Source organism: Bdellovibrio sp. BIS2 (genome assembly GCF_055398295.1).
Window position 1 is genome coordinate 510,130 of sequence record NZ_AP035879.1, and the last position, 21,555, is coordinate 531,684.

General features: G+C 51.5%; 21 protein-coding genes. 13 read left to right on the top strand and 8 right to left on the bottom strand.

Annotation, left to right across the window (positions count from 1 at the left end):
• Positions 1-12: 12 nt before the first annotated feature.
• Genes menA through ACZ520_RS02530 form a run of 4 tightly spaced genes read left to right on the top strand, consistent with a single transcriptional unit; the run spans position 13 to position 3,354 of the window.
• A complete protein-coding gene (menA, locus tag ACZ520_RS02515) occupies positions 13-912 on the top strand; it encodes a 1,4-dihydroxy-2-naphthoate octaprenyltransferase (protein WP_088566323.1) in 900 nt (299 codons plus the stop codon).
• A complete protein-coding gene (menC, locus tag ACZ520_RS02520; protein WP_416479519.1) occupies positions 909-1,901 on the top strand; it encodes an o-succinylbenzoate synthase MenC in 993 nt (330 codons plus the stop codon). Before menA ends, menC begins: the two co-directional genes overlap by 4 nt.
• Positions 1,877-3,040, top strand: coding sequence for an AMP-binding protein (locus tag ACZ520_RS02525; RefSeq protein ID WP_464127384.1), 1,164 nt, complete (start codon positions 1,877-1,879; stop codon positions 3,038-3,040). The genes menC and ACZ520_RS02525 overlap by 25 nt, the downstream gene beginning before the upstream one ends.
• Complete coding sequence (locus ACZ520_RS02530) at positions 3,037-3,354, top strand: (2Fe-2S) ferredoxin domain-containing protein (protein WP_015089717.1); 318 nt, start codon at positions 3,037-3,039, stop codon at positions 3,352-3,354. The genes ACZ520_RS02525 and ACZ520_RS02530 overlap by 4 nt, the downstream gene beginning before the upstream one ends.
• Here the strand turns inward: ACZ520_RS02530 and ACZ520_RS02535 are convergent, their stop codons facing one another.
• Positions 3,355-5,274: a hypothetical protein gene (locus ACZ520_RS02535; RefSeq protein ID WP_464127387.1), complete on the bottom strand. Its 1,920-nt coding sequence runs from the start codon at positions 5,272-5,274 to the stop codon at positions 3,355-3,357. It lies immediately after the preceding gene.
• A gap of 153 nt (positions 5,275-5,427) precedes the next feature.
• Here ACZ520_RS02535 and ACZ520_RS02540 point away from each other — a divergent pair, with 153 nt between their 5' ends.
• Positions 5,428-6,093 carry a hypothetical protein gene (locus ACZ520_RS02540; protein WP_374031958.1) on the top strand — a complete coding sequence of 222 codons (666 nt, stop codon included), beginning with the start codon at positions 5,428-5,430 and terminating at the stop codon, positions 6,091-6,093.
• Positions 6,094-6,127: 34 nt separating this feature from the next.
• Here ACZ520_RS02540 and ACZ520_RS02545 read toward each other — a convergent pair whose 3' ends face one another.
• From ACZ520_RS02545 to ACZ520_RS02555, 3 genes are all read right to left on the bottom strand, one after another.
• A complete protein-coding gene (locus ACZ520_RS02545) occupies positions 6,128-6,742 on the bottom strand; it encodes a L,D-transpeptidase family protein (protein WP_088566318.1) in 615 nt (204 codons plus the stop codon).
• Between the two features lie 174 nt (positions 6,743-6,916).
• Entirely contained in the window at positions 6,917-7,372 is a 456-nt protein-coding gene (locus ACZ520_RS02550) for a YkgJ family cysteine cluster protein (protein WP_088566317.1), read from the bottom strand.
• 10 nt (positions 7,373-7,382) lie between these two features.
• A complete protein-coding gene (locus tag ACZ520_RS02555; protein ID WP_088566316.1) occupies positions 7,383-7,811 on the bottom strand; it encodes an acyl-CoA thioesterase in 429 nt (142 codons plus the stop codon).
• 92 nt (positions 7,812-7,903) lie between these two features.
• Between ACZ520_RS02555 and ACZ520_RS02560 the strand changes: the two genes are divergently transcribed.
• The 6 genes from ACZ520_RS02560 (at position 7,904) to ACZ520_RS02585 (ending at position 14,040) form a co-directional block, all read left to right on the top strand.
• Positions 7,904-8,860, top strand: a complete 957-nt coding sequence (locus ACZ520_RS02560) for a polyprenyl synthetase family protein (RefSeq protein ID WP_088566315.1) — start codon at positions 7,904-7,906, stop codon at positions 8,858-8,860.
• Complete coding sequence (locus ACZ520_RS02565; RefSeq protein ID WP_088566314.1) at positions 8,857-9,924, top strand: prenyltransferase; 1,068 nt, start codon at positions 8,857-8,859, stop codon at positions 9,922-9,924. Before ACZ520_RS02560 ends, ACZ520_RS02565 begins: the two co-directional genes overlap by 4 nt.
• Positions 9,900-10,664 carry a class I SAM-dependent methyltransferase gene (locus ACZ520_RS02570; protein WP_464127390.1) on the top strand — a complete coding sequence of 255 codons (765 nt, stop codon included), beginning with the start codon at positions 9,900-9,902 and terminating at the stop codon, positions 10,662-10,664. The genes ACZ520_RS02565 and ACZ520_RS02570 overlap by 25 nt, the downstream gene beginning before the upstream one ends.
• Entirely contained in the window at positions 10,642-11,811 is a 1,170-nt protein-coding gene (locus ACZ520_RS02575) for a hypothetical protein (RefSeq protein ID WP_464127392.1), read from the top strand. Before ACZ520_RS02570 ends, ACZ520_RS02575 begins: the two co-directional genes overlap by 23 nt.
• Before the next feature lie 23 nt (positions 11,812-11,834).
• Positions 11,835-12,728, top strand: coding sequence for a PP2C family protein-serine/threonine phosphatase (locus ACZ520_RS02580; RefSeq protein WP_088566311.1), 894 nt, complete (start codon positions 11,835-11,837; stop codon positions 12,726-12,728).
• Between the two features lie 172 nt (positions 12,729-12,900).
• Positions 12,901-14,040, top strand: coding sequence for a citrate synthase (locus ACZ520_RS02585; RefSeq protein ID WP_011163135.1), 1,140 nt, complete (start codon positions 12,901-12,903; stop codon positions 14,038-14,040).
• 51 nt (positions 14,041-14,091) lie between these two features.
• Here the strand turns inward: ACZ520_RS02585 and ACZ520_RS02590 are convergent, their stop codons facing one another.
• Both ACZ520_RS02590 and ACZ520_RS02595 read right to left on the bottom strand, forming a co-directional pair.
• Positions 14,092-14,925: a S1 family peptidase gene (locus tag ACZ520_RS02590; protein WP_374031962.1), complete on the bottom strand. Its 834-nt coding sequence runs from the start codon at positions 14,923-14,925 to the stop codon at positions 14,092-14,094.
• 3 nt (positions 14,926-14,928) lie between these two features.
• Complete coding sequence (locus ACZ520_RS02595) at positions 14,929-16,626, bottom strand: hypothetical protein (RefSeq protein WP_464127395.1); 1,698 nt, start codon at positions 16,624-16,626, stop codon at positions 14,929-14,931.
• A 245-nt stretch (positions 16,627-16,871) separates the two neighbouring features.
• Here ACZ520_RS02595 and ACZ520_RS02600 point away from each other — a divergent pair, with 245 nt between their 5' ends.
• Entirely contained in the window at positions 16,872-18,389 is a 1,518-nt protein-coding gene (locus ACZ520_RS02600; RefSeq protein ID WP_464127397.1) for a L,D-transpeptidase family protein, read from the top strand.
• An 11-nt stretch (positions 18,390-18,400) separates the two neighbouring features.
• Here ACZ520_RS02600 and ACZ520_RS02605 read toward each other — a convergent pair whose 3' ends face one another.
• The gene (locus ACZ520_RS02605; protein ID WP_464127399.1) at positions 18,401-20,185 is read right to left on the bottom strand and encodes a hypothetical protein; all 1,785 of its coding nucleotides are present in this window, start codon (positions 20,183-20,185) and stop codon (positions 18,401-18,403) included.
• Between the two features lie 102 nt (positions 20,186-20,287).
• Positions 20,288-20,962, bottom strand: a complete 675-nt coding sequence (locus ACZ520_RS02610; protein ID WP_374031968.1) for a response regulator transcription factor — start codon at positions 20,960-20,962, stop codon at positions 20,288-20,290.
• Between the two features lie 188 nt (positions 20,963-21,150).
• On the opposite strand from ACZ520_RS02610, the gene ACZ520_RS02615 reads away from it, so the two are divergent.
• Positions 21,151-21,552 carry an HIT family protein gene (locus ACZ520_RS02615; RefSeq protein WP_088566305.1) on the top strand — a complete coding sequence of 134 codons (402 nt, stop codon included), beginning with the start codon at positions 21,151-21,153 and terminating at the stop codon, positions 21,550-21,552.
• Positions 21,553-21,555: the final 3 nt, after the last annotated feature.

Genomic DNA, 21,555 nt, shown 5'->3' on the forward strand with positions numbered 1-21,555 from the left:
TAACCCTTAACAATGCGATGCAAAATGACCTCTGCGACCCAGATTAAAAGTATTCTTCTCGCTTTTCGCCCTAAAACTCTGACTGCTGCCCTGGTGCCCTGTGTGGCGGGAACGGCGCTGGTAAAGGCCATTGGTCTTTCCTGGGATGGCTGGGTTTTGTTTTACGCATTGATGGCTTCTTTCCTGATTCAGATCGGGACCAATCTGGTGAACGATGCCGTGGACTTTAAAAAAGGCGCGGATACGGAAAAACGCATTGGTCCTCAGCGCATCACTCAGGCCGGGATTTTGACGGCGAATCAGGTGATGCTTCTGGGTTCATTGTGTTTTGCTTTGGCCGTGCTTTGTGGAGTGCCGTTGGTGCTGAAAGGTGGCTGGGTGATTGTGGCCATTGGTGTGGCGTCGGTGCTGATGGGTTATTCCTATACCGCCGGTCCGTTCCCGCTGGCTTATCTGGGCTTGGGCGACTTGTTTGTGATTATCTTCTTTGGTTTGCTGGCGGTGACGGGGATCGTGTTCCTGAATACGGGCGAATGGCTGACGGAAGCCTTTGTTTTGGGGCTTCAGATTGGTTTGCATGCCACGGTGCTGATTGCGATCAACAACCTGCGCGATCACGGTGGTGATCGTCTGGTGAACAAAAAAACCCTGGCGGTGCGTTTTGGCGTGCAGTTTTCCCGTTGGGAGATTGCGGCCTTGGCATTTCTGCCGTTTGTTCTCAATCTGTACTGGTGGTTTGAAGGTTACAAGATTGCGGCGATTGTTTCGATGTTTGCTTTGCCACTGGCGGTGAAGATCACGAAAAATGTTTTCGCCACGGAACCAAGTCCGGCGTACAATAAATTCCTGGGGCAGGCTGCGGGTTTGCATCTGCTCTTTGGACTTCTTATCGCGATTGGATTTGCCTTTTGATTAAGATCAGCTACAGCCCCTACACTCTGAAGCCTGTTCAGTCCCTGAATGCCACAACAGTGGCCACCGCGCGTGAAGGGATTCTGCTGAAGGTCGAGTGGAATGACGGGCTGTATGGCTTTGCGGACCTGCATCCGTGGCCAGAGCTGGGGGATCTGTCCCTGGAAGAACAGCTATCTGATCTGCGCATGGGTCGCATGACCACGCAGATTGAGCAAAGCATCTGGCTGGCCCGTCGGGACGCGCTTCTTCGCAAAGAAAAAAAGCACGTCTTTGATGGCGGCGAAAAAATCAAAAACAACTATCTGCTTTCTCATTACCAGGATCTGAAACCCGGATTTCTGGATGGACTGAAAAACGAAGGCTATACCACCATCAAAGTCAAAATGGGCCGAGATCTGCCAAAAGAAGCAGACATGCTGACTCATATTGCCGCTTCGGGCCTGCGCATGCGTCTGGATTTCAATGCCCTGGGAAGCTGGCAGACTTTTGAAAAGTTCATGGTGAATCTGCCATTGACGGTGCGACCGCTGATTGAATACGTCGAAGATCCATTCCCGTTTGATTTCCACGCCTGGGGCGAAGCCCGCAAGCTGGCAAAAATCGCTTTGGACAATCAGTACGACAAAGTGCCCTGGGGCAAGATTGCTTCCGCGCCTTTTGATGTGATTGTGGTGAAGCCGGCAAAGACCGATGTTGATAAAGCCGTGGCCCACTGCCTGAAGTGGAATCTGAAACTGGCCGTGACCAGCTATATGGATCATCCAGTGGGGGTGGTGCATGCCGTGGGTGTGGCGATGGAACTAAAAGACAAGTACGGGGATATGATCCTTGAATCCGGCTGTCTGACTCATCGTCTGTACCAGATGGATTCTTTCTCGGCCGAGCTTTCCACCCAGGGACCGTATCTTTTGAAAAACAAAGGCACCGGCGTGGGCTTTGATAAATTGCTGGAGGCCCTGACGTGGTATCAGCTCAAAGTCCGATAGATCTTCATTCATACGCCAATGAAATTCTGCTAAACCCCCGCTGGCCGGAAGCTGACTATCAGGCGCTGTACAGACTTGCTGAAAAAAGTCAGAGCGAAAAAAATCTGAAAGGCCATGTGTGGATTGCGACCTCCGGTTCCACTGCGAACTCGATTTCGGCAACCAAGCTTGTGGCTTTGTCGAAACAGGCTCTGATGGCTTCGGCTCGGTCCGTGAATCTTCATGTGCAAAGTTCTGCCAAGGATGTGTGGACGCAGGTGCTGCCGCATTTTCATGTGGGGGGCCTGGGTATTGAAATTCGTGCGCATCTTAGCGGAGCCCGGGTGGTGAAGGCACTGAAAGACGGGCGCTGGGACGTTCAGCACTTTTACGATGTGCTGGTGTCTGAAGGCTGCACTTTGTCGGCGTTGGTTCCGACGCAAGTTTATGATCTGGTATCCCACGAATTGAAGGCGCCGGCCACTTTGCGAGCGATCGTCGTTGGCGGTGGGGCCTTCGAGGTGGATCTTTATAAAAAAGCGCGCGCACTGGGGTGGCCCGTTCTGCCCAGTTATGGAATGAGTGAGACCGCCTCGCAGATCGCGACGGCGTCCTTGGACAGCCTGATGCAGGAGGAATTCCCACCCGTGGGTTTGTTGACTCATGCGAAGGCTCGGCAGAATGACGGCGGCTATCTGGAAGTGTGGGCGCAATCCCTGTTCACTTGCTATGCGCAGAATACCGAAGCGGGTTCGCGTGTGTGGGATCCGAAAACGACGGACGGCTGGTTTACGACCGAAGACAAAGGGTCCGTTGTGAATGGCAATCTGCTGGTCGAGGGTCGTAGCAAGGACTACGTCAAGATTGGTGGCGAAGCCACCAACGTGGCAAGACTGCGTTCTGTACTGGAATCCTGCGCTTTGTATTTGAATCCGCACTGGCCGACTCAGGTGACATTGCTGGATGTGCCTTCTGACAGGCTGGGAGCAGAAATTCATCTGGTCAGTCTTTTGTCGGAAGCTGACACGGACAAAGTCCTGCAGTTGTATTCAGAAAAAGTGCTTCCCTTTGAAAAAGCACGTAAAATTTATTATATGAACGAGATCCCGCGCAGTGATTTGGGAAAAATCCTGTGGGCGGAGCTGAGGAGAAAACTATGAAGCGCGAAGAAAACCCCTGGTCCCAAGGCATCGTTCTGATCTGCACGAAGTGCCACAAGTCCATCAGCCCCAAGTTGCTGGAGGAAGAAGGCAACAGCGCTGATAATCTGAAAATGTTCCTGAAAAAATCATTCAAGGAAAGTGGCGACGGTTCCAAGATCCGAGTAGTGACAACCAGTTGTCTGGATCTTTGCATTGACGACACTCAGGCCGTGACGTTTGCCTCCACCAAAGGTGAAACAGAAACTTTTGCGATCCATCCTGAAAAGGACCGCGAAAAGCTTCTGAAGCACCTGCACGAAAAGATCAAATAGTTATTGAAGGGTTCCGGTCAGGCTGGTGCCCGACAGTCCGCCTGAACCATAGACGGTGACATTCAGGGTTTTTCCGGCCATGCCGGCGGTTTGAATGTACAAAACTGCTGCGCCCATTCCACTTGAAATTGTGACTGTGCTGCCTGCGAAAGGGGCACTGCAGTTTGGATCAGTAAAGACAACATTGGCGCCCGGATCCGGCGACAGTCCGATAGACACTGTCGTGGCGTGACTTTGAGTGGCGATGCGGAAGATGCCCGCGGCATCCGCAACCCCGATAGAAAGCGGTTTGCACGCACCAGCCTGCATATCAAATGGCGCCAGCTTGAACTGCGCAGCCGGAGTGCTGATGTTCATAATCGGCGTATGGTTCGTTAATCCCGCCGCATTCACATTGAAATGATAAGTTCCCGCATTGGCGGCGGCTGCACGGAAGTACACCTTTTTAAGGGCGGTGTTCTTGGCTACGATCGCCGTGGTTGCCGGCGTTGAGCAGGATTCATCAGAAAAGAACTGGCCCAAATTACTTTCCTGCGTGGCAAGATTCACGGTCAGGTCCCCGTTGACCGGCAGCATGGTGCCGTTGGCGTTCATGGTCACGACGTTATAGGCATTGCAATAGCCGTTACCGATATCGCGCGGTCCCCACAAGTCCAGCTTCGCAGCAATAGACTTGCTGCTCATATCCACACGGAAGTTCAGAGGAAGGGTGTCATAGCTATAGCTGTTGCCGGTGGCGCCCGTGACACTCACGCTGACCGAGGTCATCGTGTCAGAGGAGGTCGCGTCCGAGAATTTAATGTAGCCGGTAATCACGGGATTATAGCTGCTGAAAGTGTAACTGGAGGTCACTGTGCCGCAGGAGGCATCGGAATAGAATTTCAGACGGGCATCGCTTGCCGCTACATCCAGAGTGCCGCCGAACTGATCGTAAGCACTGCTGTTGTTATAGTTGTTGGATCTTAAGCGGAACGGATAGCAGATGTTCTTGTAGATCTGGGAAATATGCTCGTCCAGTGCCAACCAGCGATAGCTGGATGAGGCCTCTGAATTTCTGAGTGTCACATCTGCCGCAGTTGTGCTTGCACGCAGGGCCGAAGTGTTGATGACTTTAAAGCTCAGAGTTCCGTCAATTGGCGTGGATGGGAAACGATAATAGATTTCTGTATAGCCCGCTGTCGCCGGGATGGTGAAGGTGTCTGTTGTGTTCGTATCACTTTGACAGTCGCTCCAGGTTTTGTAGGCGGTGATACCGCTGTAAGTGGAGCCTCCTGCCGATTTGCTAAGCTGGAAAGTCACATCTGCAGAATGGATCGCGCGTTGACCATTTTCGGTGTTAAGGAAAACCGAGAATGAGCCGCACTGATTCGATCCTGCAAACCCGCGTGGCCAGCTTTTCTCAAGAACCACAACGGCCGCCGCTCCGGAATTGGATCCGTTTCCTGGGGTGTTGGCGTCGCCATCCACCAGGGTGAGTGTTTCCGTGTCACCGATCACCGAAGAACCTTTGATATAGATATAATCCACATCGCTGCCGGAAGAACCGGTGGTGATGCCCCAGATATTTTGCAGGTCATTCTTGGTCAGATAAATATCAAAGCTGCCGTCAGAGCAGTCTGAATCGTTGGTAAGGCCAGCGGCCAAAGCCGTGTCTGTCAGGTCCGGGGATGAAGGCGGCTGATGCCAAATGCTTTTATCAAAGCTGACCAGAATGGTGCCTACACGGGAATCGCAGCTTCCCTGCACGCGGGCATAGTTCTGGGCATCGAAGTCCTGTTCAAACGGACTGTTGCCCTTGAGGGAAGGAGCCGGAAGCTTCTTACCCAGGGTTGAAAGCTGCATCTCGGGCTCTTTACACCCAGTCAGCGCAAAGACTGTCAGGATAAAAACTATGAGATTCTTGCCACTTACGTCCATCATGACCTTACTCATCGACAGGTCCAGTGGACCCCTAAAGATTCAAACTGAGAATCTTTACCAAGTTTTGTCGGATGTAAGATTGCCGCATCATTCTGAGCTTACAATCCTTGAGTCCCCTCATATAAACGGACATAGTAGGGACGAGGTCTCGCTATGAAACAGATGGTACTTTTCGCTCTGATGTTGGTTTCGGTTCCTGCCTATTCGATCCCGATTCCTGATCCGGTTCCCGGGTTGCAGGCGGCGCTGCAGTTTTGCGCGAGCATTGAAGATGACAACGAAATCCCCCGCTGCGTGCGTCTGGAAAGCGGCGCGAACTGGGTGAGCAAAGAGGCTTTGCCAATTTGTCGTCATCAGAATTTTGATTCTGAGCGCGTGAACTGTCTGGCGGGTGTGGTGAATCGTGATATTCGCCCCGAGGAAGTGGACGTGTGTGAGTCGCTGACTTTTGATGACGAAAAGGCCCGGTGCCTTGCCGACATTCAAAGACCTTTTCCGTACCGCACGCGTTTGAAAGTGGATGCCCGTCCGGGGTTGCAGGCGGCATCGCGTTTGTGTCAGTCCTTCTTTTATGATGAAGACAAGCGCCGTTGCCTGAACGAGATGTCAGCCGCAGAATTGTTCACGGCGGAAGCTGTTGGTTTTTGTGCGGATCGTTTTAGTGATGACGAAAAGATTCAGTGTCTGGGAAAACTTCGTAACAAGTTTATTGTGCGCGAAGAAGTGCTGATGTGTGACCGGGTCTTTGATGATGCGGGGAAGCTGTCATGTCTTGAAGGAGTGCAGCGCAAGTATCGCCTTGCAGCTGAGCCTTTTTGAACGGCCTTCAGCTGCTCGGTTATTGTGAAAAGTCTTACTTGGCGGGGCTGATTTTGCAGACTTCGACCAGGGTTCTTTCTTTCACGAGCGCGTAGATCTCTTCGATTTCTTTGTTGGTCACGGCGATGCAACCCAGTGTCCAGTCATACGGGTGAATTTTGCTGATGCGCTCGTATTTCTGTGGGTTGGATGGCAGACCGTGAATCATGATGTCGCCACCTGGGTCTTTACCCTGGGATTTTGCATAAGCGATGTCGGCTTTGTTCGGATAGTCCACATGCAGGGACTTGGTGAACTGGCTCTTTGGATTTTTATAATCGATGGAATAGATGCCTTCCGGAGTTTTGCCGTCACCCTGGAACTGTTTGTGACCGATAAAGTTCCAGCCGAATGCCACCGTGTAAGTTCTTAGCAAGGTTTCACCAGAAATCAGGTACAACTGGCGTTTGTCTTTGGAAACCACGATACGCTCAATATTCAAACCTTCGCGCTGGATGCGCTCCACGGATTCACGACTGCGATCCAGCAGCTTGTCGATTTGGGTCATGTCATCGCAGTACTTGTAAGAACGGTCCGTGGCTTTGGAACCGGCAAAAGACTGCAGGGAAACAAGCGTCAAAGCAATAAGGGGGAAGATGAGTTTTTTCATGAGGTCCTTTGTAACACAAGGGACCTCACTTCTGAGAATTGCAATGGTGGAATTTGCTGGATAACGGTAAGAAATGCCTGACTGTCTAGGGACTAGACAGCTGCTGCTTCAGCTTGCGGCCCTGCCGGGCCTCCAGCTCTGCCGGCGACTGCCGACTCTGCCGGCTGTCGCCGACTAGCGGCCCCAGCCCTGTTCGCTTTTGATTTGTTCGCGGATTTGTTGCTCGATACGCTCGGCTGGGATGACAGGGCCTTTACCCACGCCGGGGCAGAAGGCTTTGACGTCCTTGGCCCAGGATTTGGCGTTCATAACCTCGGGCCAGAACGGCCAGGTTCGGCATTGGGTCGGGCGGGCCTCATAGACGCTGCAGCCTTTGCCTTTCAGGAACATGCAATCCGGGTTTTTCGGGTCTTCTTTCAGGTGCCAGATGCCGCCGGTCATATCGCAGTATTTGCGGGTGAAGTCACCGGTGCGCATTTTGAGGTGTTTGGCAAAACGCTGGCGGTCTTCAAGGCTCAGGTACACAAAACCGTATTCCCCGTGGGAAGTGCAGCATTTGCCGGAACCGGTGCATTCGAAACGAACGCCTTCACGCCACCATTCTTTTCCAGTGAATTTGAATTCTTCCATGTGCGCTCCTCTAGCAGCCCTGACCGGTGGATTCCAGATAAGGTTCCAGACGGGATTTCATCAACGACGGCAAAGTCGTCTTTTGTTTTGTCTTTCCATCCACCAGAGCATGAACCATGGTGACGACGGCGTGAGTTTTGTCTTTTTGAGTGAAGACGTACTTCATTTTGAAGGAAGTCTCGCCAAAACTGGCGACCGCCACACTCACTTCATAGGTTTCTCCCGGGATGAACGGCGCCAGAAAGTTGGATTCTGTGTGGCGCAGGGGAATCAGCAGATCACGGCTGCCAAACCACTCGTTCCAGGTATAGCCGGCGTCGACGATGAATTCTTCAAATGCATCGTGGGCGAAACCAAAAATATTTCCAAAAAACATGATTCCCGCAGGGTCGGCGTCCCTGAAGGTGATGGTCTTTTTCGTGCGAAAGACTTTATTCATAATGTCTCGGACTTTACGGCCTTGAAGCCCTTGACAGCAAGCAGATAAATCGCGAAGTTAGCGGGACTATTCGACCTCTTCAGGAGTTAAAATTGCAACGCAGCGTCATTGATCTTAAAGTCTATGATCCAAAGGATTTTCCGGCGTACCTGCCAAAGCTGAACAAGCTTTATGACGACCTGTTTTCCGGCGGCAAAGGCTTCCGCGCAAAATTGATCCGCATGATGTCCGCTCACCTGGGTATTGAACCCAAAACTGAGCTGCTTTTGTCCCAGACCATTGAATTTATTCACAACGCTTCTTTGCTTCATGATGATCTGATCGATCGTTCTCACCTTCGCCGTGGCAAAACGGCCGCGTGGCTGAAATACACGCCCGAGTACGCAGTTCTGGCCGGCGACTATCTGTTGGCGCGTGTGATGGTGAATCTTTCCGGTCACGGCAACATCAAGCTGGTTCAATACACCGCGGAAGTGATTTCTGATCTGTTGGAAGGTGAATGGCTGCAGGATTCTGTGGTGGGCGATTTCTTCGTCACTATGGAGCAACTGGATCGCATTCATAATCTGAAAACGGCAAGTCTGTTCAAGTGGTGCATCCGTGCGCCGTTCATCGCGCAGGAACGCTACGACGAGGAACTGCACAACATTCTTTCTGAGATGGGCACACTGCTGGGGCAGTTGTTCCAGCGCAGTGATGATCTTCTGGATTACGACATTCGTAACGACGAAGGCAAAGCCATTCTGGGTGATTTGAAATCCGGTTACCTGAACTCCTTCGGGGCGTTCATGTGTGCCGGGGCCACTCGACATGAAATTGATCACATTGTGAAATCCAAAACGTTGGAGCAGTACTACGAAAACGTCGGAGGCAAAGCACGCTTTGATCAGAAGCTGGCGGAATTCGACGAGATCAACCGCGGCCTGATCAAAATGTATGATCACCATCTGGAGCGTCTGAAGTCCCTGTTGAAGCCGGGCGAAGAAAAGCTGATTGATCAATTGCGCCCGCTGACCGAGATTCTGTACTGGAGAAGGAAACCTTCGTGAGTGAACTGATCACGCTTTCCAAAAAAGACGCGAAGTTTGAATCCTACTTGCTGGGGACATTCTCCAAAACTCACCGGGCTCTGCCGCAGCAGACCCTGAACGTCAATTCCGCTTCCGAGCTGGTGACGTTTCGTGTTCTTCCTTTGAGTGAAATCGCGAAGCCCTCTTTGTGGGCGAAGCTTGCTCAAGTATACAAGGTGCGCACCTTCCTTCTGATTTTCCTGCCGCTGTTTTTGATTCTGACCAAGAATATTGATGACCACACCATGCAGGATCCGGTGACCACCGCGATCGCGACCATCGGTGTGTTGCTGGCGTTTATTTCCATCAATCTGCGCAATGACTATATGGACCACATGAAGGGTGTCGACCGTGTGCTGGAGCGTTCCGGCAGTCGCGCCATTCAAAATGGCTGGATCACGGCCGCTCAGGTTAAACATCTGTCGTCCTTCTTCCTTTTCATGGCGCTGGTGTGTGCGGTGCCGCTGGTGTTTGCTTTCCCGCAACTGGCGGGGATCTTTGCTGTCAGTTTGACGGTGGGGCTGTGGGCTCAGTTTAAAAAACAGAACTCATTCAAGTACCGTATCGGGGGCGAGTTTGCTCTGTTTGTGATGCTGGGGCCTTTGTTGACTGTGGGCTTCCAGATCGCAATGGGTGTTCCTGGTGACGTCGAAGCCTTCTGGCTGGGCTGCGTGTGGGGTTGGCTGGTGCTGTTCGTCGTGCACCTGAGAAACTTCATGAATATCTTCCCGAGCAGTCAGGCGGGTTTCACCAACACCGTGAACTGGCTGGGGTTTGACAAGGCCCGCCGCCTGATTGCCGGCTGGTGGATTTTGTTCCTGATTTTCAATCTGGTTTACCATCTGAACTACGCCGGTTTTTACTGGGGCGTTTATCTGACGGTGGTTCTGGCTTTTGCGTCCGTGGGCTTCATCTATAAATTGAAAAACATTTCAAGCCCTGTGGGCAGCGAGATGCGCAAGGTGTTCCGCTCCGGTTTCTACTTGTTCCTGATCGCCATTGGTATGTGGGTTTTTGAGTGTCTTTGGTATCTGCTTCGCTAGACGGCGGCCTTCGCATTTGTGTTCGGGCTTCCGCTCCGGAAGTCCATGACAAGGCTGTCGAGTGGGCGTCTTTTCTGAAGGCACCGCTGAATCCTGAAAATCCCGAACAATACTTCTTTCATTTCTTTGTCGAACCTGAGGGCGTGTTTGTGCGCGATCAGGAAAAGCGCCTGCTTGAAATTGATTTCGATAAAAACCATCTGGACTACGAACGCAAAGGGCACCGGGGAAAAAACGAATTGATCGCCAAAGCGCTGGGGGTTGCCAAAGGGGCGCGCCGGGTTTTGGATCTTTCGGTGGGTATGGGGATCGACAGTGTGTTTTTGACCCAGTTGGGATTCACCGTGATCGGGGTCGAGCGCTCACCGGTGCTGTATGCTCTTTTGAAAGAGGCCTTCGCGCGCACCCAAAAGGACTATCTGAAGTCCTATGAACTGCACTTTGGCGACAGCCTGCAGTTTTTGAAACAGAACAAGGGTCTGCTTGAAGTGGACGCCATTTATTTTGATCCGATGTATCCGCACAAAAAGAAATCCGCACTTCCCAAGCAGGAAATGGTGGTCTTCCGTGATCTGGTCGGTCACGACGACGACGCCAGTCTGGTTTTGCAAGAGGCCCTGACCTGGCCGGTGAAGCGCGTGGTGGTGAAGCGCCCGATGCAGGCCGAAGAACTTTTGCCGGGTGTTCGTCATTCTTACGAGGGAAAGGTGGTTCGCTATGATACTTATGTGGTTGGGTAGTTTTGTATTGATGTTGCTGGGGCTTTATCTTTCCCAAAAGTACGTGGCGGTGGTTTTCTCAAACCTGCAAAAAAGCTTTCTGGAAAAGGGGTTGGAAACAACTCTCGGAAAAATGTTCATCCGCGCTGTGGATGTGGTGGTGCTGGAAGCATCCCCGCAAAAATCTTTGTATTCAGGTTTGGCGCTTTTGAATCTGCGTGTTTTGGGAACTCGTCCCAGTGTTTTGCTGATGTGTCTCAGCACGCTCGGTGCATGGTGGGTGCTGATTTTGGGGCTGCTGTTCATGAGCTTCAACGGAAACTTCCTGCTGGGGCTGGCCGGTGTCGGGCTGCTGACGGTGTTCATGTCCGTGCAGGTGAAAAACATTCTGGGCTGGGTTCTGGGCACAGGCCTGTTCCTGGTCGGGGGTGAATCCATGCTTCGCAACGCCAGTATTCTGATGACGACCCTGGGACAAAGTGAGCTGGCTTATTTCCTGGCCGATGGGCGCTTTCCGACGGTCATTGCCTTGTTCTGTCTGGCAGCTTTGATCAGTTTGATTGTGCAACTGGAGTTCTGGTCCCTGGCGTTGGCTTTGGGGTTGCTATTAACCAACACCATCTCTTTCAACGCGGCTCTGGGGCTGGTTGCGGGGGAGCGCGTGGGTCGCATGATCTTCTTCTGGTGGCAAAGCCGGTCTTTGAATCAGGAATGCCGTCGCGTCGGTTCTCAGTTTGCGATGGTCTCGGCCAGCGGGGCGTTTTTGGGAATGATGATCGCCGGTGAGGTGCGCACCTTCCTGAATTTGGGCTTCACTACGGGCACGGCGGGGGCTCAGGATAAGACTCTGCAGTTCGTTTTGCTGTTTGCTTTGATTTTGACCGTGCAGTTTGTGGCCCAGATGATCTGGGGTCATTTCGGGGGTAACGCGAAAGTCGATGAAATGCAGGCTTCCCGCTATTTCGGTCCGACCTGGAAGCGCTGGGAGCTTTTGTCATCCACGGTGATGACCTGGGCCCGCGAGAAAGTCCACAAACGACACAGCGAGATCCGCTATCACCTTCAGGGGTTAGGAAGTTTGAAAGAAGGGCAGGTGCCCGAACACATTCAAGCCCGACTAAAGGCCGAAGAAGAACAACTGAATCTGTTCCTTCACGACTGGGCGTAAAAAAGAATTTAATATAGGCCGTCATGGCAAAAGAACAAGACGAACTCAAAGAGCGAATTTCAGAATTGGAACATGAACTGGCGGTGAAAGAGGCGGAACTTCACCGTTACCGCCTTGAGCTTTCCAAGGCCAACGGCGCCCTGGAAAAGATGATTGCTCAGATCAGCCAGGAACTGAAGCTGGCGCAGGTCATGCAAAAGTTTCTTTCTCCCACAGAACTTCCCAACGTTCAGGGTTTTGAGTTCAGCACCAAATTCCTTCCCGGCACCCGTTCGGGCGGTGATTACTTCGACATCTTTGAACACGAAGACAAACTTAAATTCGGCATTCTGATTTCCAGTGCCAGCGGCTATTCGCTGTCTTCGGTACTGCTGTCCGTAATTATTAAAATTTCTTCCCAGATCGAGGCCCGTCGCGGGCTTGAGGCTCACAAGGTGCTGGCGTTGCTGGCCAAGGAAGTGGTGCCGTCCATTCAGAATGAAGACAAAGCCAGTGTGTTTTACGGGATCGTCGACCGCCGCAGCTTTGAAATGCAGTACTGTTCTGTCGGGAATATCGATGGCTTCATGCAGGTCTATGGTCAGGACAGTCTGGTAGAGCTTCTGCCGACCGGTCCAAGTCTGGGCAAGGACTTTAACACGGAGCCACAAAGCCGTGTGATCCAGCTCAATCCGCGGGACCGTCTGATTTTGGCGACCGAAGGGTTGAAGCTTTCCCAGAACTCCCTGGGCGTGAACTGGGGTGGACATGGGATTTCCGAGGCGATTTCTCGGGCCCCGAAGCAGGGTGTGCATGAACTGCGTAACGAGATTCTGCTCGCGAATGAGCGATATTCAGGAAAACCGGATCCCGTCCGGGACCAGACACTGATCGTCACAGAGGTTAAAGACCGAGTCATCAAACTTGCCAGTCGGTAAAAGCGGCTCCTGGGGCGAAATCGGTCTCCGGGAAATTTGATTTTTACTATGTTTTCAGTCGCGGGGTTTATCAGACCTTGGGGCGGGAACCGCGTGACAACTTGTGAAAACTCCTGTTAAGTCTACAATGTTTAAAAAAAGAAGTATTTGATAAGTCAGAAAGGAAACTACGATGGCTGAAGTAAATATCTATGAAGGCGCCTTGGACAAGGGTTTGGAAGGCGTTGTTGCATGTACGACGAAAGTATCTTTTATCGTCGGTGATTCTCTGAATTTCCGTGGTTACACGATCGATGATCTTGCTGCGAATTCAACTTTTGAGGAAGTAACTTACCTTCTTTGGAACGACAAACTTCCAAATGCTCAAGAGCTGGCGGCATTCTCCACTCAACTTCGCAATGAAATGGCTTTGAGCCCTGATTTCATCAAAGTTTTGAAAGCAATCCCTACCAACGTACACCCAATGGGTTGGTTGCGTACGGCTGTTTCTTTGATGGCTCACTGGGATTCTGATGCTAACGACAACGGCGCTGAAGCAAACTTGCGCAAGTCTGTTCGTTTGACAGCGAAAATGGGAACTCTGCTTTGCGCATTCGATGCAATCCGCAAAGGTAAAGAGCCTGTAGCTCCTAAAGCTGACAAATCCATGGCTTGGAACATGATGTACATGCTAGGTGGCGGAGCTGAGCCAAAAGCTGAGCACGTAAAAGTGATGGACACTTGCTTGATCCTTCACGCTGACCACGAGCTGAACTGCTCTGCATTCGCAACTCGCGTAACGGCTTCTTCTTTGTCTGACCTTCATTCTGCAATCGTTTCTGCGATTGGCGCTTTGAAAGGTCCTTTGCACGGTGGTGCGAACGAGCAGGTTATTTTGATGCTTCAAAAAATCGGCACGATGGAAAAAGCTCAGCAGTTCGTTAAAGACGCTTTGGCTGCAAAAGAAAAAGTTATGGGTATCGGTCACCGCGTTTACAAAAACGGCGACCCTCGCGCTCGCATCCTGCGTGGCATGTCCGACAAGCTGACTAAAGATGCTGGTATCCACCACATGTATGAAATGTCCACTTTGATCGACGACACCATGTTCAACGAAAAAGGTTTGATGCCGAACGTGGACTTCTACTCTGCAACTGTTTACTTCTCCATGGGCATCCCGACAGATCTGTTCACGCCGATCTTCGCGGCTTCCCGTATTTCCGGCTGGTGCGCACACGCCTTCGAGCAGTACGCAAACAACCGTATCTACCGTCCTCGTGGCAAATGGGCAGGCAAAGAGGGTCTGAAATGGACTCCAGCCAACCAACGCTAAGAATTTCGGTTTAAGATCGAATGAAAAAGGGAGCTGAAAAGCTCCCTTTTTTTATTTGTCTGAATGATCTGAAAGAAGCTTCAGATTTTTTTGGATCCAGTCCATCTGGTTGGCCACACTGACATAGGCGGCGCGACTGTAACATTCATTCGAAGTGACCGGGTCGCCTTTGTATCTGAAAGTGGCATGGGTGATGCCGATGATCACGGGCTCGCCGTTTTCGTCTGCTTTCAGCAAAGGTCCGCCGGAATCCCCCTGGCAAATGCCGATGCCGTTTTTCTGATTGCCAATCAGATGGGTCTCATTGATTTCAGAAATGATCGTCGGGGTGGAATGCAGCACGCCCCGCTCTTTGACTTTGGATCCTTCCGAGGTTTTACCATAGCCGATCGCCAGGTAAGCCGTTGGCTGATCCAGAGTTGTCTGGGCCTGCAGCCCCAGGATTTTCAGACGTGCTGGTTTGGGATCACGGATCTTGATCAGGGCGATGTCATAGGCGCCCAGTTTTGATGTGTCCCGTTTGTAGTCTTCGTGAGTGATGACTTTGTCGATACGGATGACTTTTCTTTTTTCTTCCAGCGGATTCAGGCCATAGGCAATATCATATTTGGCGTCTTTTTCATCCAGGCAGTGGGCGGCTGTCAGGATCACGTCTTCAGTAATGAAGGCCCCGGTGCAGATGCCGGAACTTCTGAAAATGAAAGAGCCTTTGGTCCCACGAACCATAACGACCCAGTTGGCGCGAGGGTCGGTGTTGGTGACACGACGACCGCCGACGATGGCTGATTCATCGCCGTCAGGCAAAGAGTGTTCTGACGCTGACTCTTGGGCAGACGGCGCGCAGGCACTCAGCAGAAATAGAAAACTCAGAAAGCATTTTTTCACAAATCACATCTCGCAGGATTTAAGGGCTTTGGAGTTTTGCCCAGACACCAGTTTTTTGCAAGTGTCGGGGATCGTTTCTTTCCGAACTTGCGCAATTTGCAGGGCGCGGTACAGACCCGAGGAATGCACAGCTTTAACACCTTCAACAACTTTAACTTTCAAAGACGGATCTGCTTCTTCAGACGCGAAGAAACAGCCATAGTTCGATTGTTTTTTAGGCAGAACGTTTTGCAGTTGTGACACAACCTTGGCTGCCAGGACATCCGAGAAGTCTTCATTCAGGAACTGGGTGGAATCCTGTTTTTCTGTCAGGCACGCCTTCGCAGTTTCAAACTGCTTTGCATGGGCAAACACGTGATGGGCGAACTCGTGCGCCAGAATGGAAACGCCATAAGTCGGCAGCTTCACAGACATCCAACTGACTTTGATGCCCGTCAGACCCGGACTGGCAAAATCAGAAATGCCGAGGTTCACCAGATCATCACAAAGCATGTCGTTTTCACCAAGAGTCTGCGACAGCAATGCGCCCAACATCAGGGTTGAGGATGCGTCCATCTTTTTAAGCATTTCCACTTGCAGCATGTCGGTGCGGGCTCTGTCCGTCAGAGACTGAGCCAGGGACTTGGACAGATCATTGATAGACTCAGGCATATAGACGCTGATCTTCTTTACGATCTCATAGGCGGGGTCCTGAGAATTCAGGTTTTTTAAAACCTGTTCTCGCACCACTTCCACTGTTTCCTGGAAGGCGGTCACATCTTTGACTTCCGGATACAGATTAAGGCCCTGATACATGCGCACTTCGCAGGCTGATTTCAGTCCTGGAGCCTCAGAAAGACGTTTTTGCAAGCGGGCTTTAAGGTCGGACTTTGCCAGATTGGTACGAATAGTTTCAGTCTGCAGTGGCAGTGCATCGGCGATGGCCGTGTCCTTCAATGTCAGGGTGTGAACCAAGCGCACGCTGTAAGAGCTTTGAATCAGGTCCTTCAGCTCAGTTGCGTCTGCGGCCCCGCCTGCTTTCACGCGGGCGAACACACCGTGATCCAGGTCGATAAATCGGAAGCCAATGGCTTTATTCAAAGTCTCCTGCATTTCCAGTACGAGGTTGATTTCGGCGCGGGCTGCGTCCATCACAGTTTTGTCTGAATGCATGGCCAACAAATAGGCCTGAGGTCCCTGCAATTGGGCCCGTTGATTGGCCTTGGCGAAATCATATTCACCAATCTTGGCAAAGATCGTGTTCCGGTTGGATTCTGAAATGTCCTTGCCACTCAGAATATAGATGACTTTGATTAAACGCATTTGCGTTTCGTTCAGTTCTGCATTGGCAAACTCAGACTCTTTTTCCTGCAGTTGATTCAGGGTGGTGGTGTGCAGTTGCACCTTGGCATTGACCACGTCCTTGAGGCGGGCTTCCAAATGTTCTTGGTAATATGCTTTTTGGGTGTCACTTGGCTGGGCCGCCTTCGCCATCAGATTTGCGTAGGAAATTTCTGTCGACTGGGATGCGCACAGATCCTGATAGCACAGTTGTTCTGAGGTCATTGCGGCTCTTTCCGCTTTCTGTTTTTCGGTCAGGGGAGCGGCGGTTTTGGCGATCTTGGCAGTGCGCACGGAATTGTTGGACTGCTTTTTACATGCAGCCAAATTTACGCTGACAGCAACCAAACCCAGAGTCATAAGTGACTTTGACCATCTCATTTTGAGACCTCCCAAAAAAGTTCAACAGCTGTAGATCTTTTATGCGATGAACTCGCATTGGATCGAAGCCGGGGAACGATGTTGTTACTGATAATGATAGGGAGCAAAGTCAGAGCCAGTTTTCTGTGGCAAAACATCCAGTTTGTTTTGATTTCGAAATCTTCAAGTCCGTGGGCCAGACCCAGCCTAACAATGCAGCAAGAACGGAGACAAAATTAAATCAAAAGAAGACATGAGGAGGGGTTATGGAGTTGGTGCGTCTCATGGGTTTCTTGACTGTTCTGAGCCTTGCTTTGAGTGCGAACGCGCAGAATTCAAAAGACTATTTGGCCGTTGTGGACAGAATTCCGGTAAGTGAACTGCGCTGGGTGATGACACAGTCAGGGGATCACGGAGTCAATGCGAAGAGCTACTGGTCGGATTCAATGGAGCAGACTTTTTTGGTTGATCCGTTAAATCCCACTCTGCGAAATCAGGCGAGCCTTAACTATCTGCGCCTGTTACAGAATGTTTCCACCGGAATCGTTGATCCGGCGCTGGTGGGAGTCGATGTGAAGCTGACCAAGAAGAAATTCCCGACGCCTATTGAACTGCAGACGGCTTTGGCTGCTGCCGGGCAAAATCCCAATGTGCTGCTGGAGTCCATGTCATCGCAAATGCCGCAGTATCTGGCATTGCGCGACAGCCTTCGCAAAATGAACACTGCCTGTGTGAACAACCTGTGGCCCGCATTGCCTAAAGTCAAAAAGACTTTAAAGCTAGGAAGCAAAGACCCCATCCTCATTCCATTAAAGACACGCATGGCGCAGTTGGGTTATCAGATGACCAGCCTCGACAACGTCTTCGATGACAAAGTGGTGGCTGCGGTAAATGACATTCAGTGGAATCTGCGCTTTAAACCCGACAGCAAGATTTCTCCGGGTGGGAAGACGTGGAAGTATCTGAATGTGTCATGCCAGGACCGCATGCGACAGATCCGTCTGGATATGGAAAAGCTGCGCTGGTTCCCACAGCACGTGGAAGAGCGCTATATCTTTGTGAACCTTGCGATGTCCTATTTTAGCCTGGTCGACAAGAGTGGCGGCGGGTTCTATTCAATGAGTTTCCGTACAATCAACGGCCGCCCCGAAAGAAAGTCGCCGACCATGAAAGACAAAATCGTCTATATCGTGATCAATCCATTCTGGGTGGTTCCGCCGACTATTTTCCGCGAGGACAAGGTCGAAGAAATCAAGAATCTGTGGCCCTGGGAAATTCGTCAATACTTTGATTCCCGCCACTATCAGGTCTGGAACAAGTCGTTCACTCAAAGAATCGATCCGGCCACGATTGACTGGTACAACATGGATCCAACTCAGGACGCCAATATTTACATTCGTCAAAGTCCGCACCGTATGAATGCGTTGGGATCGTTGAAATTCATGATGACCAATTCTTACGCGATCTATCTGCACGACACGAATCAGCGGGAGCTGTTCGCGGAACCGCAACGGTTGCTGAGCTCCGGCTGTGTACGCGTGGAAAAACCCGTGGATCTTGCGGAATATCTGATGAAAGGAACAGAGTGGGATCGTACAGCGATCGAGCGCTATATGGCCAAGCCGGGTGAAGTGCTGGATAAAGACACCAAGGTTCAACTGAAACAGCAGATGCCAGTGTATATGGTGTTCCTGACGTCGCAGCTGAGCTCTGATGGAATTCTGCGCTTTGCCGAGGACTCTTACAAGCAAGGCACCCGCCTGTTAAGACTGGGTGCCTGGTAGTGGGAAAAAAATTAACGACCGGCTGGAATTGTTGTGGTGGTTGTTGAGTTGATTATCGGCACCGGTGCCAGGGAACTGGTGCCGGTGGAGTAGATCGGAGTCGGACCCAGTGACGTGCTGGAGCTGAGTGTTCCGCCCAGATAGCTGGTTCCACCGTATTGCACCTGCTGAATTCGATACATCAGATTATACATCTCTTGCTGCAGGGAAGACACAGTCTGGTACTTTTGCACCATTTGTTGTTGGTATTGCTGCTGATACTGCAGGGCTGTTTGATACTGCTGCATCTGCATTTGCATCATCTGCTGTTGCAGCGCCAGCGACGAAGAGTCGTATCCGGTCATCGAGCCCATCATGGAACCCATCATGGAGCCATAGCCCATCATGCTTCCCGTGTAAGTTCCCATCAGACCACCATAACCCATCATACTGCCGGTCATGGATCCCATCATTCCGCCATAACCGGCCATCGATCCCATCATGCCGCCGTAGCCGACAAGACCGCCGACCATGCTGCTCATCATGGACCCGCCCATCATGGAGCCATAGCCCATCATTCCACCCATCATGGCGCCGCCGTACATACCAAGGCCCCCCATGCCGCCCATGTTCATTCCGCTCATTCCCCAAGGGCCCATGCCGGAAGAATACATTCCGCCACCCATCATGTTGCCCATCATGCCTGCGGGATATCCGAAAGCTCCGCCCATGCCGGCATTTCCGTACATACCACCCATACCATAGGCGCCTGTCATGCCCATGGCACCATTCATGTTGCCTGTGCCGTTCATCCCGCTGCCGCAACCGAAGCTGCCTTGTCCAGTGCCGCCGCTGACCGCGCCATAAAGACCCGCCATCAGATAGGGGTATCCATAACTCAAAGCCGGGTAGGACTGTGTCGGCCAGCCGGCGTTAGAGTTGTACTCCGCCACCATCTGGTTTTGTTTGTAACCCACATACGAGGCAAACAACCCTGTGCCCACGTTGGCGATCACATTGGCCCAGTCTGTTTTCGGAGCCGAGGCCTGAGATCCATTTCCTTGAGCAATGCACTCGATGCAAACACCACCCTCAGTGTCAGAGGAGGCAAGGCCGTTGCGGCGGTCTTCCAGAGCGTCAGCCTTGGCGTCTTTCAAATCTTCCTTCAGATTGGCGATCTGGTTTTCCATGCGTTCGATTTCACGTTGCAGTTTTTCAGACTGGGAATACTGCTTGCGATAGTCCGACAGACCTTTTTTGCAAGTGGTGGCATCGCTGCCCCGGCCCCCGTCGGTTTCGCGGTACTTTGAATTGGAACAAACCGATCCGCTGACGGACCCGGCTTTACCGCGGTCGCAGTACTGCCTCCATTCGGCAGTGGAAAAGCCGTACACTGGAATCATATCGGCGTTGGCGACGGTGCCACCATCACCTTCCTCTCCTTGAGCGACAAATTCCCCCGATTGCTCCTGCAGGCCTTTGTACTCTTCACAGCGGCGGGAGTTTTCCATGTGTTCAAAGATAAAGTCGGCATAGTCGCTAGAGATTGATTTTTCCACATCCGTGCGGGTTCGTTGCAGGGTGCGGTCGATCTTTTTCTTTTCTGCTTTTTTGGTTTTTAGCTGTTGTTGGGCCTCTTGAAGTTCGGCCTGAATTTCTTTCGTGCCGTCATCGATGCTGGTGGCGCCGTTGCCTGCGCGCATTCCGGTGGAACAGCTTTGCATGCCGCCATACATGCCCGTGCCCCACATCGAAGTTTGTGCTGTGGCCATCACCGGTCCGAGAAATAAAACTGTCAGAAAAGCTTTTTGTAACATGGTCCCGCCTTATTTACACATTCAGGATAGCGGGCAAGTATTGAGTGATTGTGGAGTTAGGACCTCACGGTTTAAAGTGAGATCCTGTGGAGGGGCGTGGGATTAAACGGCTTTTTCCAGGCGGTAGCCCTGACCGTAAACGGAATTGATCTTCACCATGGTGACGCCGTTTTTTGTCAGTTTGGAGCGGATGTGACTGATGTGGGAGTCCACGGTACGATCATAGATTTCTTCTCCTGAAGCCAGGCGTTCAATCAATTGTTCGCGCGTCACGATGGTTTCCGGATGTTCAAAGAATGTCGTCAGAATTTCAAATTCACGGCGATTCAGATTGATCAGAGCGTCGCCGTTTTTTAGCACCTGCTGATTTTTGATCAGGGTCAGGCCGGCAAAACGAACCAGATCCAAAGTGGCTTTGTTGTCCGCGAGCTGGTTGCGGATGCGGGCTATCAGCTCGCGCTGACTGAAAGGCTTGCGAACATAATCATTGGCACCCTGGTCAAAGCCCTGCACAACACTTTCTTCATCAGTGCGGGCGGTCAGGAAGATCACCGGATTTTTTTTGTCTTGAGCGCGCAGCCAGTTGCAGAATTCCATACCGCTGCCATCAGGAAGGTTGATGTCCAGCAGATACAAATCGGCTTTGCAGTCCGCGCTTTGGCGTTTGGCATCAGCAAGTGTTTGCACCCATTCGACTTTATAGTTTTCAAGTTCCAACTGCAGTTGAACGGCTTTGCCAATTACTGGGTCATCTTCAAGCAGAAAAATAGTGCTCATATACTCTCCAGCCTACCATAGGCTACGGGGTTGTCTCAGGTCTTATTCTTGCCGGGGAGTATTGAGCAATTGTGGAAGCTGGCCCAATGTCCCGGTTTGAAACGAGGACCCGGGGTGTTGAAGCTGGTCAAAGCCCTTGGGATCGGGCATGATTTTCCAGAGTTTTTCAGCAAATGTAAGGAGACCTCATGGCTTCAGTTTTCACCAAAATTATCAACGGCGAATTTCCCTGCTACAAAATCTATGAGGATGAAAGCATCCTGTCTTTCCTGGCGCTGGATCAAGTCAATTTGGGACACACCCTGGTGATCAGCAAAGAAGAAATCAATCATTGGACAGAGGTGCCGCCAGAAACCTACGCTCATCTTCATAAAGTATCCCAGAAAATCGGGAAAGCCATTTTGAAGGCGTCGGGTTCTCCGCGTGTGGGACAAATCGTGGCGGGATTTGAAGTTCCGCACTATCACCTGCATCTGATCCCGGCGTGGTCGATCCCTGACCTGGATTTCAAACGCGCGCAACGCCGTTCCGACGCCGAGATGAAACAGATTCAGTCTGAAATCATCAAACACCTGGAAGCGATGAAGTAAAAA

Coding starts and splice junctions, on each gene's coding strand:
- ACZ520_RS02585 (WP_011163135.1), top strand. CDS start 12,901: ATGGCTGAAGTAAATATCTATGAAGGCGCCTTGGACAAGGGTTTGGAA.
- ACZ520_RS02530 (WP_015089717.1), top strand. CDS start 3,037: ATGAAGCGCGAAGAAAACCCCTGGTCCCAAGGCATCGTTCTGATCTGC.
- ACZ520_RS02575 (WP_464127392.1), top strand. CDS start 10,642: ATGATACTTATGTGGTTGGGTAGTTTTGTATTGATGTTGCTGGGGCTT.
- ACZ520_RS02545 (WP_088566318.1), bottom strand. CDS start 6,742: ATGAAAAAACTCATCTTCCCCCTTATTGCTTTGACGCTTGTTTCCCTG.
- menA (WP_088566323.1), top strand. CDS start 13: ATGCGATGCAAAATGACCTCTGCGACCCAGATTAAAAGTATTCTTCTC.
- ACZ520_RS02580 (WP_088566311.1), top strand. CDS start 11,835: ATGGCAAAAGAACAAGACGAACTCAAAGAGCGAATTTCAGAATTGGAA.
- ACZ520_RS02595 (WP_464127395.1), bottom strand. CDS start 16,626: ATGAGATGGTCAAAGTCACTTATGACTCTGGGTTTGGTTGCTGTCAGC.
- ACZ520_RS02610 (WP_374031968.1), bottom strand. CDS start 20,962: ATGAGCACTATTTTTCTGCTTGAAGATGACCCAGTAATTGGCAAAGCC.
- ACZ520_RS02615 (WP_088566305.1), top strand. CDS start 21,151: ATGGCTTCAGTTTTCACCAAAATTATCAACGGCGAATTTCCCTGCTAC.
- ACZ520_RS02550 (WP_088566317.1), bottom strand. CDS start 7,372: ATGGAAGAATTCAAATTCACTGGAAAAGAATGGTGGCGTGAAGGCGTT.
- ACZ520_RS02540 (WP_374031958.1), top strand. CDS start 5,428: ATGAAACAGATGGTACTTTTCGCTCTGATGTTGGTTTCGGTTCCTGCC.
- ACZ520_RS02605 (WP_464127399.1), bottom strand. CDS start 20,185: ATGTTACAAAAAGCTTTTCTGACAGTTTTATTTCTCGGACCGGTGATG.
- ACZ520_RS02535 (WP_464127387.1), bottom strand. CDS start 5,274: ATGATGGACGTAAGTGGCAAGAATCTCATAGTTTTTATCCTGACAGTC.
- ACZ520_RS02600 (WP_464127397.1), top strand. CDS start 16,872: ATGGAGTTGGTGCGTCTCATGGGTTTCTTGACTGTTCTGAGCCTTGCT.
- ACZ520_RS02555 (WP_088566316.1), bottom strand. CDS start 7,811: ATGAATAAAGTCTTTCGCACGAAAAAGACCATCACCTTCAGGGACGCC.